Source organism: Actinoplanes subglobosus (assembly GCF_042650585.1).
GTDB classification, from domain to species: domain Bacteria; phylum Actinomycetota; class Actinomycetes; order Mycobacteriales; family Micromonosporaceae; genus Actinoplanes; species Actinoplanes subglobosus.
Genome location: NZ_JBHSBL010000012.1, coordinates 109,027 through 124,225, shown reverse-complemented (window position 1 = coordinate 124,225; position 15,199 = coordinate 109,027). Strand labels below are relative to the sequence as shown.

Sequence of the window (15,199 nt, the reverse complement as noted above, 5' to 3'; positions counted from 1 at the left end):
CGGCCCCGGGAAAGTGACCGGATGCGCCGATAGGGTGACGTTGTGATCGTGTCTGTCGGCATCGACGTCGTCCTGGTGGAACGCTTCGCCCGTGCGCTGGAGCGGACCCCGTTGCTCGCGGACCGGCTCTTCACCGAGGCCGAGCGGCTGACCAGGTCGGGGAACCCACGGTCGGCCGAGTCACTGGCCGCCCGGTTCGCGGCCAAGGAGGCGGTCGCCAAGTCCCTCGGCGCGCCCGTCGGCATGCGATGGCACGACTGCGAGATCGTCACCGACCCTGACGGACGTCCATGGTTGACCGTCTCCGGTACGGTCGCCGCCGCGGCGACCGAGCGGGGCATCGCGCGATGGCACCTGTCGCTGTCACACGACGGGGGCATCGCCTCGGCGATGGTCGTCGCCGAGGCGGGCAGCGAGTGACCGCCGACAACTAGGAGGAACCTTGCGCCAGGCGTGGCGGGTCAGCGATGTGCGGGCGGCCGAGAAGAACCTGATGGCGACACTGCCCGAGGGCACCCTGATGCAACGGGCGGCCGCAGGTCTGGCGCGGCGTTGCGCCCTGCTCCTGGAGGGCTCCGGCGGGGTGTACGGCGCCCGGGTCCTGCTGCTCGTCGGCAGCGGCGACAACGGCGGCGACACGCTCTACGCCGGTGCCGCGCTGGCCCGGCGCGGCGCCCAGGTCCGCGCCCTGCTGATGACTCCGGAGCGGGTGCACCTGGCCGGGCTGGCCGCGTTGCGTCAGGCGGGCGGCTTCACCACCCGCGACCTGCCGACCCGGGCCGATCTGGTGCTGGACGGCATCGTCGGGATCGGTGCGAGCGGCGGCCTCCGGCCGGACGCGGCAGCGATCGTGCGGGAGCTCGGCGGCCTGCGCGGGCGGACCGGCGGGCGAGCCCTGGTGGTGGCTGTCGACGTGCCCAGTGGTGTGACGGTCGACACTGGCGATGTGCCGGGCGAGGCGGTGACCGCCGACGTCACGGTGACCTTCGGGTGCCTCAAGACCGCCCACGTGCTCGGCCCGGCCACGGTGCGCTGCGGCCACGTGGACCTGGTCGACATCGGCCTGGGCCCGGCCCTGGGCGGTGACCCCGCGGTCCGGATACCCGACGCGACCGACATCGCCGATTGGTGGCCCCGGCCGGGCGCCACCTCCGACAAGTACACCCGAGGCGTGGTCGGCCTGGCCACCGGCTCGGCGTTCTACCCCGGCGCGGCCCTGCTCTCCACCGCCGGAGCCCTGGCCGGTCCGACCGGCCTGGTGCGCTACGCGGGAAGTGCGCATCGCGAGGTGGTCCGCGCGCACCCGTCGGTGGTGGTCGCCGACCGGGTGGCCGACGCGGGCCGGGTGCAGGCCTGGGTCTGCGGTTCCGGCCTGGGCTCCGGCGACGAGGCGCGGACCGAGCTGCGCAGCGTGCTGGCCACCTCGCTGCCGGTGCTGCTCGATGCGGACGCGATCAACCTGCTGGTCGGCGGCGAGCACGCGGAGCACCTGCGGCGGGACGCGCCACTGGTGCTGACCCCGCACGACGGCGAGTTCAAGCGGCTGGCCGGCGAGGCTCCAGGCGCGGACCGGGCGGGTGCCGCCGCCCGGCTGGCGGCATGGACGAACGCCGTGGTCCTCCTGAAGGGGGACCGGACCATCGTCGCCACCCCGTCGGGGGAGATCTGGGTCAATCCCACCGGCAGCCCGGCGCTGGCCACCGCCGGCACCGGGGACGTACTGGCCGGCCTGGTCGGGTCGCTGCTGGCGGCCGGTCTGCCGGCGGCGCGGGCCGCGGTGGCCGGCGCCTACGTGCACGGGCTGGCCGGGCGCTGGGCCGCCGAGGACGGGCCGGTCACGGCACAGGACGTGGCCGCCGCGTTGCGCCCGGTACTGGCCGGCCTGCTGGCCTGAGCGAAGAGGCCTGTCCGACGGAAAATGTCATACGCCTCAGTAGGGTGGAGGCATGTGGCAGGCCGAAGTCCGCGTCGATCTGGACGCCATCCGGGACAACGTCGCGATGCTGCGCGCCCGCACCTCGGCCGAGGTGCTGGTGGCGGTCAAAGCCGACGGTTACGGCCACGGGCTGGTGCCGGCCGGCCGGGCCGCGCTGGCCGGCGGTGCGACCTGGCTCGGCGTCGCCACCCTCGACGAGGCGCTCACGCTGCGGCGGGCCGGTGTCCAGGCGCCGGTCCTGGCCTGGCTGCTGAGCCCGGGCCTGCCGCTGCACGAGGGTGTCGCGGCGGGCATCGACCTGGGCGCCGCGACGACCGGCCTGATCGACGAGCTGGTCGCGGCCGCCCGGCGGGCCGGTCGCCCGGCCCGCGTGCAGGTGAAGCTCGACACCGGTCTGTCCCGCGGCGGTGCGGTCGCCTCCGAGTGGCCGGCCCTGCTGGAGTCGGCGGCCAAGGCGCAGGCCGGCGGTGACATCGAGGTCGTCGGGGTGTGGAGTCACTTCGCGTGCGCCGACGAGCCGGGCCACGAGTCGATCGACCGTCAGCTGGCGGCCTTCCATGAGGGCCTGGCGCTGGCCGCGACCTACGGGATCCATCCGACTCTTCGGCACATCGCCAACTCGGCGGCCCTGCTGACCCGGCCCGACACGCATCTCGACCTGGTCCGGGCCGGCATCGCGGCCTATGGTCTGTCGCCGATCGCGGGGGAGACCTACGGTCTGCGGCCGGCCATGACGGCCCGGGCCCGGGTGATGCTGGCCAAGCGGGTTCCGGCCGGTCAGGGTGTGTCCTACGGGCTGACCTACACGACCGAGCGGGAGACAACGCTGGCGGTGGTCCCGCTGGGCTACGGCGACGGGGTCCCCCGGCACGCGTCGAGCGCCGGCCCGGTGCGGGTGGGTGGCACGACGGCCCGGATCGCCGGGCGGGTCTGCATGGACCAGGTGGTCGTCGACGTCGGCGACGAGCCGGTCGTCCCGGGTGACGTGGCGACCCTGTTCGGGCCGGGTGACGACGGCGAGCCGACCGCCGACGACTGGGCGGCCGCCACCGGCACGATCAACTACGAGATCGTCACCAGGTTCGGCAGCAGCCGAGTGCCACGTCACTACGTCGGCGAGGTGGCCCGGTGAAAGGAGGTCGCCCGGTGAAGCGGTCGCGTGTCGTCAAGGGCGCGGGGATATTCGGGGCCGCGGTGGGTGTCGCCGCGGCCGGCCTGGCCACCGCCTTCGCGGTGGAGCGGGCGCTGGTGCGGCGCTCGGTCAACGCGCCCGGTGACCCCTATGTCGAGGAGCCGTTCGGTGACCAGCCGTTCGACCGGGAGCTGACGGTCACCGCGGCCGACGGCACGGACCTGCACGTGGAGATCATCGAGCCGGCCGGTGCTCCCGGCGAGCCGACCATCGTCTTCGTGCACGGGTTCGCCCTCGACATGGGCACCTTCTACTTCCAGCGCAAGGTGCTGGCCGAGCGCGGCTCCCACCGGATGGTCTTCTACGACCAGCCGGGTCACGGCCGGTCCAGCAAGCTCAAGTCCGGCACCTACGATCTGGCGGCCCTGGGCCGGTCGCTGGCGGCGGTGCTGACCGAGGCGGTGCCCGAGGGCCGGATCATCCTGGTCGGGCACTCGATGGGCGGCATGACGATCATGGCGTTCGCCGAGCAGTTCCCGGCCTGGTTCGGCAACCGGGTGACCGGCGTGGTGCTGATCTCCACTTCGGCCGGTCTGTTCGACAAGGCGAAACTCGGCATCACCAACATGGTGGCCCGGGTGAGTGCCCCGTTCTTCCCGCTGTGGGACAAGGCGGCCCAGCTCGGTGGTGGCACCATCGACCGGGCCCGGGTCGTCTCCTCCGACCTGGCCTGGCTGCTGACCCGGCGTTACGGGTTCGGTGAGGCCAAGCCCAGCCCGTCGCTGGTCACCTTCGTCGAGAGCATGAATTCGCGGACGTCGGCGGAGACGCTGACCAAGTATCTGCAGACGCTCTACACGCACAACCGCGTCCCGGCCCTGTCCGCGCTGCGCGGTGTTCCGGTGCTGGTGGTCGTCGGCGACCGTGACTACCTGACCCCGGTGACCCACTCCGAGGAGATCATCGAAAATCTCCCCGAGGCCGAGCTGCTGAAGATCGAGAACAGCGGACACGTGGTGATGCTGGAGAAATCCGATCAGGTCAATGCCGCGCTGATCCCCTTCCTGGAGAAACTGACGTGAGGTTGAAGACCGTCGAGGACACCCGTGACTTCGGGCGGCGGCTGGCGGGCCTGCTCCGCCCCGGCGACCTGGTGTTGCTGACCGGGCCGCTGGGCGCCGGCAAGACGGCCCTGACGCAGGGCATCGGTGCCGGGCTCGGCGTGCAGGGCCCGATCACCTCGCCGACCTTCGTGATCGCCCGGGTGCACCGGGGCCCGGTGCCGATGGTGCACGCCGACGCGTATCGGCTGGGCGACCGGCCGGATCCGCGCGCCGAGATCGACGACCTCGACCTGGATGCCTCGGCCGACGACGCGGTGACCGTCGTCGAGTGGGGCGTCGGTCTGGTCGAGCAGCTCAACGACGAATACCTGCAGGTCCGGCTGGACCGGCTGGACGACGACACCCGCACTGTCGAACTGTTGCCGCACGGCGGCGACTGGGCACACCGACTGGAGACCATGTGAACCTGACCGAGCAGCTGCCGGCCGAGTGGCGCGCCGAGCTGACCCCCCACCTCGACGCCGCCGCGACCACCGCCCTGGGGGAGTGGGTGGCCGAGGAGTATGCGACGCAGACCATCTACCCGCCGGTGGAGGATCTGTTCGCGGCCTACCGGCTGTGCTCGCCGGAGCAGACTCGGGTGCTGATCCTCGGCCAGGACCCCTATCACGGTCCCGGCCAGGCGCACGGGCTGAGCTTCAGCGTCCGCGAGGGGGTCCGCCGCCCGCCGTCGCTGAGCAACATCTTCAAGGAGCTCAACGAGGACCTCGATGTGCCCAAGCCGCCGGGTGGCGACCTGACCGGCTGGGCCAGGCAGGGTGTGCTGCTGCTCAACGCGGTGCTGACGGTTCGCGCGGGCAAGGCGGGTTCGCACGGTAACAAGGGCTGGGAGGCGTTCACCGACGCCACGATCAAGGCGCTCAACGAGCGTGACGAGCGGATCGTGTTCCTGCTCTGGGGCAGCTATGCGAAGAAGAAGTCGGCGCTGGTCACCAACCCGGTGCACGCGGTTCTGGAGGCCGGTCACCCGAGTCCGCTGAACCGGGTCGGGTTCCTCGGCAGCCGTCCGTTCAGCGCGGCCAACAAGGCTCTCGCCGACGGTGGCCGGCCGGTCATCGACTGGGACCCGCAGGTCACCGTCTAGGGTTTCGCTGTGCTGGTACTGGCTCTGGACACCGCAACCCCCGCGTCGACGGCGGCGCTCGTCGAGGTGACCCCGGACGGGCTGTCCGGCGTGGCCGAGCGCCGCACCGTCGACCCCCGTGCGCACGGGGAGCGACTGGCCCCGGAGATCGCGGCCGTGCTGGCCGATGCCGGGCTGCGGCCACGTGATCTCACCGCGATAGTGGCCGGGCTCGGGCCGGGGCCGTTCACCGGGCTGCGGGTCGGTCTGGCCACCGCCGCGAGCATGGGTCAGGCGCTGGGGATTCCGACCTACGGCGTGTGCTCGCTCGACGGGCTGGGGCGGGCCGCGGGGCCGGGGCGGGTGCTGATCGCGACCGATGCGCGGCGGCGCGAGGTGTATTTCGCGACGTATCGGGACGGTGAGCGGGTGACCGGGCCGGATGTGGCGAAGCCGGCGGACGTGACCGTCGACGTGGAGCGGGCGGCCGGTGAGGGTGCGCTGAAATACGGGGACGTGTTCGGCGTACCGGTGGAGGAGCATCTGCTCTATCCGCCGGGTGCCGCACTGGTCGCTCTCGCCGCCGATCGCATCCGTGGGGCCGCGCCGAGCGAGATCCTGACCCCGCTCTATCTGCGCCGGCCGGACGCGGTCGAGCCGTCGGCGCGTAAGCCGGTGCTGACCTGATGGGCGACCACACCGCGCGCGTCGAGCGGTTCCGCTGGTGGCACATCGAGGAGGTGCTCCCGATCGAGGAGGACCTCTTCGGGCCGGAGAAATGGTCCGCAGCGATGTTCTGGAACGAGTTGGCGACCGGCCAGTTCTACCTGGCGGCGCTCGACGGGGACAGCGTCGTCGGCTATGCCGGACTGTCCGTCGTGGACGAGCACGAGTCGTGGGTGCAAAACATCGCGGTCCGGCGGGACTTCCAGCGGCACGGTCTGGGCCGGCAGTTGCTGGAGGCGCTGCTCGCCGAGGCGGCCCGCCTCGGCGCGCGGAAGACGCTGCTGGAGGTGGCCGTCGACAACGCCCCGGCGCAGCGGCTCTACGCGAGTTACGACTTCGAGCCGGTCGGGATCCGGCGCGGCTACTACCAACCCAGCAACACGGACGCCCTGGTGATGATGCGCGATGCGTGACGAACCCCTGGTCCTCGGGATCGAGACCTCCTGCGACGAGACCGGTGTCGGCATCGTGCGCGGCCACACCCTGCTCGCCGACGCGCTGGCCTCCAGTGTGGACCAGCATGCCCGGTTCGGTGGGGTGGTGCCCGAGGTGGCCAGCCGCGCGCACCTGGAGGCGCTGGTCCCGACCATGCAGCGGGCGCTGGACGAGGCCGGGGTGACCCTGGCCGACGTCGACGCGATCGCGGTGACCAGCGGGCCCGGCCTGGCCGGCGCACTGCTGGTCGGTGTGGCCGCCGCGAAAGGCTATGCGCTGGCCGCCGAGAAACCGATCTACGGGGTGAACCACCTGGCCGCGCACGTGGCGGTGGACACCCTGGAGCACGGGCCGCTGCCCGAGCCGGCGGTGGCGATGCTGGTCTCCGGCGGCCACTCGTCGCTGCTGCTCGTCGACGATCTGACCGCGGGCGTCACCCCGCTCGGCGCGACCATCGACGACGCGGCCGGTGAGGCGTTCGACAAGGTGGCCCGGCTGCTCGGGCTCGGCTTCCCGGGTGGGCCGGTCATCGACCGGACGGCTCGCGACGGCGACCGTGCGTCGATCACCTTCCCGCGCGGTCTGACGGCGGCGAAAGACCTGGTGGCGCACCGTTTCGACTTCTCTTTCTCGGGGCTGAAGACGGCGGTGGCCCGCTGGGTGGAGGCACGGGAACGAGCCGGCGAGCCGGTGCCGGTGGCCGACGTGTCGGCGAGCTTCCAGGAGGCGGTCTGTGACGTGCTGACCGCGAAGGCGATCGACGCCTGCCTGACCAACGGGGTCGGGACCCTGGTCATCGGTGGCGGTGTGGCGGCCAATTCGCGGCTGCGGGTGATGGCCGAGGAGCGTGCGGCGAAACACGGGATCGCGGTGCGCGTACCCCGGCCGGGTCTGTGCACCGACAACGGTGCGATGGTCGCGGCGCTCGGCTCGCATCTCGTGGCAGCCGGGGTGGCGCCGAGCCGTCTCGATCTTCCGGCCGACTCGTCCATGGGTTTGACCGAGGTCAGTGTCCCGGGGTAGGAAGCCTTCATGATCGCGCGGATGTGGGAGGTGCGGGCCTCGCGCAGTGGCTTCAACGAGCTGCTGGCCTGGGTCTGCGACACGGCGGTGCCTGCCCTGGAGGTACTGCCACAACATGTGTCGAGTGACGTCTATTCGTCCACCGATCAACGCATCGTCGTCATCACCAAATGGCGCAACACCCCGGAGAACCTGCGTACGCCGCCGGAAAACCTGGTGGCACGCGCTCCGCACGTCTGGGATTTCACCCCCGTCGATCGCTGACCGGTCGCAGTCGGTGCACCCCGGCCTTACCGTCGGGGCCTGATGCGAAGACTGCCTGTGACCGATCCCGGTGTCCCCGACTTCCGATCCGCCACCCGATATCTGCTCTGGCTGATCCGGCGTTCCCGTGTGACGGTCGCCGCCGCGGCACTGCTGGCGATCACCTGGATGGGATGCCAGGCGCTGGTGCCGGCGGTCGTCGGCCGGGCCGTCGACGCCGCCGTGGCCCGGGATGCGGCCGCTCTGGTCGCCTGGGCGGGACTGCTGCTCGGCGTCGGCCTGGTGCAGGCGTTCACCGGCATCGCCCGGCACCGGTTCGCGGTCACGAACTGGCTCTCCGCGGCCTTCCGGACGGTGCAGGTGGTGGTCCGCCAGGCGAACCGGCTCGGTTCGACCCTGCCGCGACGGCTCGACGCCGGCGAGGTGGTGGCGATCGGCACCTCGGACATCACGCACATCGGCAGCGCCGTCGACATCACGTCACGCGGGATCGGTTCGCTGCTGGCCGTGATCACCGTCACCGTGGTCCTGTTGCACACGTCGGTGCCGCTGGGGCTGGTGGTGCTGCTGGGCGTACCGCTGCTGATGTCCGTGGTCGGGTTTCTGATCCCGCCGTTGCACCGCCGTCAGCGGACCTACCGGGATCGGCAGGGCCGGCTCACCGGGCAGGCGGCGGATCTGGTCGGTGGCCTGCGGGTGCTGCGTGGTGTGGGCGGTGAGGCGACCATGGCGGCCCACTATCGGGCCGAGTCGCGGTCGCTGGGCGCGGCCGGCGTGCACACCGCACGGATCGAGTCGCTGCTGGAGGCCGCGCAGGTGCTGCTGCCGGGCCTGTTCCTGGTGCTGGTGACCTGGCTGGGTGCGCGGTTCGCGGCGGCCGGCGAGATCACCGTGGGGCAGCTGGTGGCGTTCTATGCCTACGCCGCCTTCCTGGTCGCGCCGTTGCGCCAGCTCACCGAGGCGATCGACAAGATGACCCGCGGGCACGTCTCCGGCCGCCGGGTGGTGACGATGCTGCGTGAGCGCAGCGACCTGCAGGATCCGCCGGATCCGGTTCCGCTTCCGGCCGGTGAGCTGGCAGATCCCATTTCGGGGGTACGGGTGACACCCGGCCGCCTCACCGCGATAGCCGCCACGAGCCCCGCCGACGCGGCCCGGATCGCCGATCGGCTGGGCCGCTACACCGACGGCGCCACGCTGGGTGATGTCCCGCTCGCCGACGCGGCCCTGTCCGAGGTGCGCGCACGGATCCTGGTCGCCGACAACGAGGCCCGGCTCTTCTCCGGTCGGCTGCGGGCGGACCTCGACCCGTACGGCACCGGCGCTCTGGATCCGGCCCTGGCCGCGGCCGAGGCCACCGAGACCGTCGACGCGCTGCCGGACGGCCCGGACTCGCTGGTGACCGATCGTGGCCGCTGTTTCTCCGGCGGCCAGCAGCAGCGGCTGCGCCTGGCACGTGCCCTGATCGCCGACCCGGAGGTGCTGGTGCTGGTGGAACCGACGAACGCGGTGGACGCGTGGACCGAGTCCAGGATCGCCGAGCGTCTGGGCGCGGCACGTGCCGGCCGGACCACGGTGGTCTGCACGAACAGCCCGCTTCTGCTGAGCCGCGCCGACCACGTCTGTTTCGTCGAGGACGGCCGGGTGAAGGCGGCCGGCCGGCACGCCGACCTGCTCGGCACCGAACCCGGCTACGCCCGGCTGGTCAGACGGGGCAACGGGGCGGCCGAGGAGAAGGCCGACGCCGAGGACCGGACGTGAGCCGTCTGCTCCCGGTCGCGAGCGCCGCGCAGGCCCGCCGGTACGCCCGCGACCTGATCCACCGGTACCCGGCGCTCTTCCGCGCCACGATCTCCCTGCACGTCGCCGCCGCCCTGGCCGGGCTGGCCGGCCCGCGCCTCCTCGGCGAACTGGTGCAGGGTGTCCACGACCGGGTCCCGATGTCCGAGCTCAACCTGCTGGCGTTGGCGATCGGCGGGTTCGTGCTGGCGCAGACGGTGCTGATCCGGTTCGCGCACCTGGCGTCGGCCCGCCTGGGGGAGCGGGTGCTGGCCCGGCTGCGTGAGGAGTTCGTCGGACGGGTGCTCGCCCTGCCGCTGTCCACCGTGGAGGCCGCCGGATCCGGGGACCTGCTGACCCGTACCACCCGGGACGTGGACGCACTGTCCAAATGCGTCCGCTTCGCCGTGCCGGAAACCCTCATCGCCTTGATCACCCTGGGACTCGTGGTCGGGGCGTTACTGCTGGTCAGCCCGATCTTCGCGGTGCCGCTGCTGATCGGGGTGCCGATCATGGTGGTGGGGACCCGGTGGTACCTGCGGCACGCGCCACCCGGCTACCTGCGGCAGAACGCCGCCTACTCGGACGTGACCGAGGGACTGACCGAGACGGTGGAGAGCGCCCGGACCGTCGAGGCGCTGGGCCGCCAGCGGCAGCGGGTCGACCGTACCGACGTGGACCTGCGGCGCTCCTGGCGCGCCGAGCGGTACACGCTGCGCCTGCGGACCGTGTGGTGGCCGGTGATCGAGATCAGCTACGTGGTCCCGATGGTGCTCACCCTGCTCGCCGGAGGCTGGCTCTACCTGCACGACGTGGTGAGCCTGGGCGCCCTCACCGCCGCCGTGATCTACGTGCAGCAGCTGGTCGACCCACTGGACCGCCTGGTCGGCTGGCTCGACGAGCTGGAGGTCGGCGGGGCCGCCCTGGCCCGGCTGCTCGGCGTCACGGCCGGACCCACCCCGGAGATCGCCGACCCCCGCGAACCGGACGGCACCCGGATCGAGGTCCGTGACGTGCGGTTCGCCTACGAGCCCGGCCGCGAGGTGCTGCACGGCGTCGACCTGGTCCTCGAACCCGGCGAACGCCTCGCCGTCGTCGGCGTCTCCGGTGCGGGCAAGTCCACCCTCGGGCGGCTGCTCGCCGGCGTGCACCAGCCGACCTCGGGGTCCATCACGGTCGGCGGGGTGCCGCTGTCGGCGCTGCCACCCGGCCGGTTGCGTGCCGAGGTCGCCCTGGTCACCCAGGAGCACCACGTGTTCATCGGCACCCTGCGCGACAACGTGGCGATGGTCCGGCCCGCCGCTCAGGAGGGCGAGATCCGGGCCGCGCTCACCGCCGTACAGGCACTCACCTGGGTCGACGAGCTGCCGGACGGCCTGGACACGGTGGTCGGCTCAGGTGGGCTCCCGCTGTCGCCGGCCCAGGCGCAACAGGTGGCGCTGGCCCGCCTCGTGATCGCCGACCCGCACACGCTGGTGCTCGACGAGGCCACCGCGATGCTCGACCCGCGTGCCGCACGGGACCTGGAACGGTCGCTCGCTGCGGTGGTGAGCGGGCGGACCGTGGTGGCGATCGCGCACCGGCTCTTCGCGGCGCATGACGCCGACCGGGTGGCGGTGATGGCCGACGGGCGGATCATCGAGCTCGGATCGCACGACGAGCTGGTGGCAGCGGGTGGGGCGTACGCCGCGTTGTGGAACTCCTGGCAGGGCAGCGCCAATGAGAAAGGCGCGCCCTCGGGCGCGCCTTTCCCGTGATCTGACCGGTCAGAAGCCCGGACCGTGCTGGTGACCGTGCCCGTGACCGCCGTGGCTGTGGCCGTGGCCACCGGCGGCGGCCGGAGCGGCCTCGGCCGGCTTCTCCACCACGAGACTCTCGGTGGTCAGCAGGAGCCCGGCGATCGAGACGGCGTTGGAGACCGCGTTACGGGTCACCTTCACCGGGTCGATGATGCCGGCCGCGGCCAGGTCGACGTACTCGTCGGTGGCGGCGTTGAGGCCGTGGCCCCAGCCCAGCTCGTTGACCTTGCCCACCACGACGTAACCGTCGTGACCGGCGTTCTGCGCGATCCAGCGCAGCGGCTCGACGAGCGCCTTGCGGACGATGCCGACGCCGAGCGCCTCCTCGCCGGTGAGGCCGAGGTTGCCCTCGAGCTCCTTGGCGACCTGGGCGAGAGCGGCGCCGCCGCCGGGGACGGTGCCCTCCTCGACGGCCGCCTTGGTCGCCGCGATGGCGTCCTCGATGCGGTGCTTGCGCTCTTTCATCTCGACCTCGGTCGCGGCACCGACCTTGATCACCGCGACGCCGCCGGAGAGCTTGGCCAGCCGCTCCGAGAGCTTCTCGCGGTCCCAGTCGGAGTCGGACGCCTCGATCTCCTTGCGGATCTGGGAGACCCGGTCGGAGACGTCGGACGAGTTGCCGCCACCGTCGACGATGGTGGTGTTCTCCTTGTCGACGACGATCCGCCGGGCGCTGCCCAGCGACTCGAGGCCGACCTGGTCGAGCTTGTAACCGAGCTCGGGGGCGATCAGCTCGCCACCGGTCGCGATCGCCAGGTCCTGGAGGATCGCCTTGCGACGGTCACCGAAACCGGGCGCCTTCACCGCGACGACCTTGATGGTCTTGCGCAGCGAGTTGACCACCAGGGTGGACAGGGCCTGGCCCTCGACGTCCTCCGCGACGATCAGCAGCGGCTTGCTGGTCTGCAGCACCTTCTCCAGCAGCGGGAGCAGCTCCTCGATGCTGGAGATCTTCTGCGTGGTGAGGAGGATGTGCGCGTCCTCCAGCACCGCCTCCTGCGCCTCGGCGTCGGTCACGAAGTTCGGCGAGATGAAGCCCTTGTCGAACTGGAGACCCTCGGTCACCTCGAGCTCGGTCTGCAGCGCCGAGCCCTCCTCGACCGTGATGACGCCGTCGCGGCCGACCCGGTCCATCGCGTCGGCGATCAGCTCACCGATATTCGCGTCCTGGGCCGAGATGGTGGCCACGTTGGCGATCGCCTTGTGGTCGGCGACCTCGACGGCCTTGCCGAGCAGCGCCTTGGACACGGCCTCGGAGGCCTGGTCCATGCCGCGCTTGAGGCCGATCGGGTTGGCACCGGCGGTCACGTTGCGCAGGCCCTCGCGGACCAGCGCCTGCGCGAGCACGGTCGCCGTGGTGGTCCCGTCACCGGCGACGTCGTTGGTCTTGGTCGCCACCTCCTTGACGAGCTGGGCGCCAAGGTTCTCGTACGGGTCGGTGAGCTCGATCTCCTTGGCGATGGTGACGCCGTCGTTGGTGATCGTGGGCGCGCCGAACTTCTTGTCCAGGACGACGTTACGACCGCGCGGACCGAGGGTGACCTTGACCGTGTCGGCGAGGGTGTTGACGCCGTGCTCCAGGAGGTGCCGGGCGCTGTCTGAGAAGCTGAGAATCTTCGCCATGAATGGTCCCTTCACGCACCAGCGCCCTGCCCCGAGCTATCGGAACAGGGCGCAAGCGCAATCAGTTAGGTCTTACTTCTCGATGACCGCGAGGACGTCACGGGCGGAGAGCACCAGGTACTCCTCGCCGGCGTACTTGACCTCGGTGCCGCCGTACTTCGAGTAGAGAACGACGTCGCCGACCTTGACGTCGAGCGGTACGCGGTTGCCCTTGTCGTCGATCCGGCCGGGGCCGACGGCGAGGACGGTGCCCTCCTGGGGCTTCTCCTTGGCGGTGTCGGGGATCACGATGCCGGAAGCGGTCGTGGTCTCAGCCTCGTTCGCCTGGACCACGATGCGGTCCTCGAGCGGCTTGATCGCAACCTTGGTCGCGGTAGTCACGGGCATACCCTCCTGGGTACAGGTTTCGCCGGCCTTGAACCAGGCCGGTCAATGCCTCATGCCACCGGGCGGGGCCGTCGTCGCGGGTGCCGGTCCGCCTGGTGCCTAACCGCCACGGACGGGCCGGGCGGCTGGCACCCTCATGGTGAGAGTGCTAACGCCGAGACTATGTCGGAACTAGCACTCCGTCAACCAGAGTGCCAACCTGTCACGCCAGGGAGAATGCCTCTCGTGAGCCCCGAGTTGTTGCAACTGTTGCGTACCCCTGAGGGGTTGAAAGCCCTGGCCGCGGCGGCTGAGGTGACCGGCGGTGAGCCGCTCGCCGCGGCCTCGGCCCTGCGGGCCCGGGGCTTCGGCGCGGAGCTCTCCGCGGCCGCCTTGACCCAGGCTAGTTTGCGTGAGCGCGCCGCAGGCAAGTTCGGCCCGGACGCCGCCGGGATGTTCTTCACCCGGGCCGGCCTGGAGCAGGCGACACGTGCCGTCGTCGCCGGCCGCAGGGCCGCCCGGCTCGCCGCGGCCGGCGTCGAGACCCTCGCCGACCTGGGCTGCGGGCTGGGTTCCGACGCGCTCGCCGCGGCCCGGCACGGCATCCGGGTGTACGCCGTGGACGCCGACCCCGTCACGGCGGCGATGGCGGCCGCGAACGCCGAGGCCGCCGGGCTCGCCGACCGGATCACCGTGACGTGCGCCGACGCCACGTCGGTGCCGGTCGAGCGCTACGACGCGGTCTTCGCCGACCCGGCCCGGCGCCAGGCCGGCCGCGGCCGTGTCTTCGACCCGAAGTCCTACTCGCCGCCGTGGGACTTCATCGCCGGGCTGCCCGCCCGGACCCCGCGCACGGTGCTGAAACTCGCGCCCGGCATCGACCACGGGCTGCTGCCGCCGGGCGCCGAGGGGGAGTGGACCAGTGTCGGCGGTGACCTGGTCGAGGCCGCCTTCTGGTGCGGCCCGCTCGCCGGGGCGCCGCGGCGGGCCACGGTCCTCGGCACGTCGGTCGCGGAATTGGTTGGCTCCGGCACCGAAACCGGCCGGGTCGGCCCGGTCGGCGCGTGGATCTACGACCCCGACCCGGCGGTGGTCCGGTCACACCTGGTGGCGGAGTTCGCGGCGTCGGTCGGCGGCTGGCTGGCCGACCCGGAGATCGCCTACGTCTACACCGACGAGCCGGTGGACACCCCGTTCGCCCGGCGACTCGAAGTGACCGAGGTGCTGCCGTTCTCCCTGAAGCGTCTGCGTGTGCTGCTGCGCGAGCGTGGCGTCGGGGTGCTGGAGATCCGCAAGCGCGGCTCGGCGCTGGTGCCCGACCAGTTGCGCAAGGACCTCCGGCTGTCCGGGCCGAACACGGCCGGGCTGGTCCTGACCCGGGTGGCGGGGGCACCGGTCGCACTGCTGACCACGGCCGCGATGTAGGTTGCCCGGATGGCCAAGAAAGCGGCAGGCACGCCGGCCACCGTCCTGCTGACGACGGAGCGGGTGGCGCACTCCCTGCATCCGTACGAGGTGTCGCCGGACGCGCCCAACTACGGGGCGCTCGTGGCGCGGGCTCTCGGCGTGGCACCGGAGCGGCTGTTCAAGACCCTCGTGGCCGAGGTCGACGGCGCGCTCGTGGTCGGTGTCGTGCCGGTGACCGGTGACCTCGACCTGAAAGCGCTGGCCGCGGCGGCCGGTGGCAAACGTGCGGCCCTGGCCGACCGGGCCGCCGCGGAGCGCAGCAGTGGCTATGTGCGCGGCGGGATCAGCCCGCTGGGTCAGCGCAAGCGACTCCCCACGGTGATCGACGACACGGCGTCCGGGCTCGACCTGATGTATGTCTCGGCGGGACGCCGGGGTCTGCAGGTCTCTCTCGCCCCGGCCGATCTGATTCGGCTGACCAGTGCGATCGTCGCTCCCATTCGCGGCGCGGGATCCTAGTAC

The 15,199-nt window shown here is 72.0% G+C and carries 16 protein-coding genes; 14 read left to right on the top strand and 2 right to left on the bottom strand.

Annotated elements, in window-relative coordinates:
• Window positions 1-42 precede the first annotated feature (42 nt).
• From ACFO0C_RS11550 to ACFO0C_RS11495, 12 genes are read left to right on the top strand one after another with little or no spacing between them, the layout of a single operon-like run.
• Window positions 43-420, top strand: coding sequence for a holo-ACP synthase (locus ACFO0C_RS11550; RefSeq protein ID WP_378066590.1), 378 nt, complete (start codon window positions 43-45; stop codon window positions 418-420).
• Between the two features lie 22 nt (window positions 421-442).
• Window positions 443-1,894, top strand: a complete 1,452-nt coding sequence (locus ACFO0C_RS11545) for an NAD(P)H-hydrate dehydratase (RefSeq protein WP_378066589.1) — start codon at window positions 443-445, stop codon at window positions 1,892-1,894.
• Window positions 1,895-1,946: 52 nt separating this feature from the next.
• Window positions 1,947-3,068, top strand: a complete 1,122-nt coding sequence (alr, locus tag ACFO0C_RS11540) for an alanine racemase (RefSeq protein WP_378066588.1) — start codon at window positions 1,947-1,949, stop codon at window positions 3,066-3,068.
• 14 nt (window positions 3,069-3,082) lie between these two features.
• On the top strand, window positions 3,083-4,150 hold the full coding sequence (locus ACFO0C_RS11535; RefSeq protein ID WP_378066587.1) for an alpha/beta fold hydrolase: 1,068 nt from the start codon (window positions 3,083-3,085) through the stop codon (window positions 4,148-4,150).
• The gene (gene tsaE / locus ACFO0C_RS11530; RefSeq protein WP_378066586.1) at window positions 4,147-4,596 is read left to right on the top strand and encodes a tRNA (adenosine(37)-N6)-threonylcarbamoyltransferase complex ATPase subunit type 1 TsaE; all 450 of its coding nucleotides are present in this window, start codon (window positions 4,147-4,149) and stop codon (window positions 4,594-4,596) included. The genes ACFO0C_RS11535 and tsaE overlap by 4 nt, the downstream gene beginning before the upstream one ends.
• Window positions 4,593-5,276, top strand: coding sequence for a uracil-DNA glycosylase (ung, locus tag ACFO0C_RS11525; protein ID WP_378066585.1), 684 nt, complete (start codon window positions 4,593-4,595; stop codon window positions 5,274-5,276). Before tsaE ends, ung begins: the two co-directional genes overlap by 4 nt.
• Before the next feature lie 9 nt (window positions 5,277-5,285).
• Complete coding sequence (gene tsaB, locus ACFO0C_RS11520) at window positions 5,286-5,942, top strand: tRNA (adenosine(37)-N6)-threonylcarbamoyltransferase complex dimerization subunit type 1 TsaB (protein WP_378066584.1); 657 nt, start codon at window positions 5,286-5,288, stop codon at window positions 5,940-5,942.
• The gene (gene rimI / locus ACFO0C_RS11515) at window positions 5,942-6,394 is read left to right on the top strand and encodes a ribosomal protein S18-alanine N-acetyltransferase (protein WP_378066583.1); all 453 of its coding nucleotides are present in this window, start codon (window positions 5,942-5,944) and stop codon (window positions 6,392-6,394) included. Before tsaB ends, rimI begins: the two co-directional genes overlap by 1 nt.
• A complete protein-coding gene (gene tsaD / locus ACFO0C_RS11510) occupies window positions 6,387-7,439 on the top strand; it encodes a tRNA (adenosine(37)-N6)-threonylcarbamoyltransferase complex transferase subunit TsaD (protein ID WP_378066582.1) in 1,053 nt (350 codons plus the stop codon). The genes rimI and tsaD overlap by 8 nt, the downstream gene beginning before the upstream one ends.
• A 9-nt stretch (window positions 7,440-7,448) precedes the next feature.
• The gene (locus ACFO0C_RS11505; RefSeq protein ID WP_378066581.1) at window positions 7,449-7,703 is read left to right on the top strand and encodes a hypothetical protein; all 255 of its coding nucleotides are present in this window, start codon (window positions 7,449-7,451) and stop codon (window positions 7,701-7,703) included.
• Between the two features lie 42 nt (window positions 7,704-7,745).
• Complete coding sequence (locus ACFO0C_RS11500) at window positions 7,746-9,464, top strand: ABC transporter transmembrane domain-containing protein (protein ID WP_378066580.1); 1,719 nt, start codon at window positions 7,746-7,748, stop codon at window positions 9,462-9,464.
• Window positions 9,461-11,239, top strand: a complete 1,779-nt coding sequence (locus ACFO0C_RS11495; protein ID WP_378066579.1) for an ABC transporter ATP-binding protein — start codon at window positions 9,461-9,463, stop codon at window positions 11,237-11,239. Before ACFO0C_RS11500 ends, ACFO0C_RS11495 begins: the two co-directional genes overlap by 4 nt.
• A 9-nt stretch (window positions 11,240-11,248) precedes the next feature.
• Here ACFO0C_RS11495 and groL read toward each other — a convergent pair whose 3' ends face one another.
• Complete coding sequence (groL, locus tag ACFO0C_RS11490) at window positions 11,249-12,904, bottom strand: chaperonin GroEL (RefSeq protein ID WP_378066578.1); 1,656 nt, start codon at window positions 12,902-12,904, stop codon at window positions 11,249-11,251.
• 72 nt (window positions 12,905-12,976) lie between these two features.
• The gene (groES, locus tag ACFO0C_RS11485) at window positions 12,977-13,291 is read right to left on the bottom strand and encodes a co-chaperone GroES (protein WP_014440794.1); all 315 of its coding nucleotides are present in this window, start codon (window positions 13,289-13,291) and stop codon (window positions 12,977-12,979) included.
• Window positions 13,292-13,507: 216 nt separating this feature from the next.
• Here groES and ACFO0C_RS11480 point away from each other — a divergent pair, with 216 nt between their 5' ends.
• Window positions 13,508-14,695, top strand: a complete 1,188-nt coding sequence (locus tag ACFO0C_RS11480; RefSeq protein ID WP_378066577.1) for a class I SAM-dependent methyltransferase — start codon at window positions 13,508-13,510, stop codon at window positions 14,693-14,695.
• Between the two features lie 9 nt (window positions 14,696-14,704).
• Window positions 14,705-15,196: a Cys-tRNA(Pro) deacylase gene (ybaK, locus tag ACFO0C_RS11475; protein WP_378066576.1), complete on the top strand. Its 492-nt coding sequence runs from the start codon at window positions 14,705-14,707 to the stop codon at window positions 15,194-15,196.
• The last annotated feature ends 3 nt before the right edge of the window (window positions 15,197-15,199 follow it).

Excerpts from the sequence above, each read along its gene's own strand:
- ACFO0C_RS11480 (WP_378066577.1), top strand. The coding sequence starts at position 13,508 with ATGCCTCTCGTGAGCCCCGAGTTGTTGCAACTGTTGCGTACCCCTGAG.
- ACFO0C_RS11505 (WP_378066581.1), top strand. The coding sequence starts at position 7,449 with ATGATCGCGCGGATGTGGGAGGTGCGGGCCTCGCGCAGTGGCTTCAAC.
- tsaD (WP_378066582.1), top strand. The coding sequence starts at position 6,387 with ATGCGTGACGAACCCCTGGTCCTCGGGATCGAGACCTCCTGCGACGAG.
- groES (WP_014440794.1), bottom strand. The coding sequence starts at position 13,291 with ATGCCCGTGACTACCGCGACCAAGGTTGCGATCAAGCCGCTCGAGGAC.
- alr (WP_378066588.1), top strand. The coding sequence starts at position 1,947 with ATGTGGCAGGCCGAAGTCCGCGTCGATCTGGACGCCATCCGGGACAAC.
- groL (WP_378066578.1), bottom strand. The coding sequence starts at position 12,904 with ATGGCGAAGATTCTCAGCTTCTCAGACAGCGCCCGGCACCTCCTGGAG.
- ACFO0C_RS11500 (WP_378066580.1), top strand. The coding sequence starts at position 7,746 with ATGCGAAGACTGCCTGTGACCGATCCCGGTGTCCCCGACTTCCGATCC.
- ybaK (WP_378066576.1), top strand. The coding sequence starts at position 14,705 with ATGGCCAAGAAAGCGGCAGGCACGCCGGCCACCGTCCTGCTGACGACG.
- rimI (WP_378066583.1), top strand. The coding sequence starts at position 5,942 with ATGGGCGACCACACCGCGCGCGTCGAGCGGTTCCGCTGGTGGCACATC.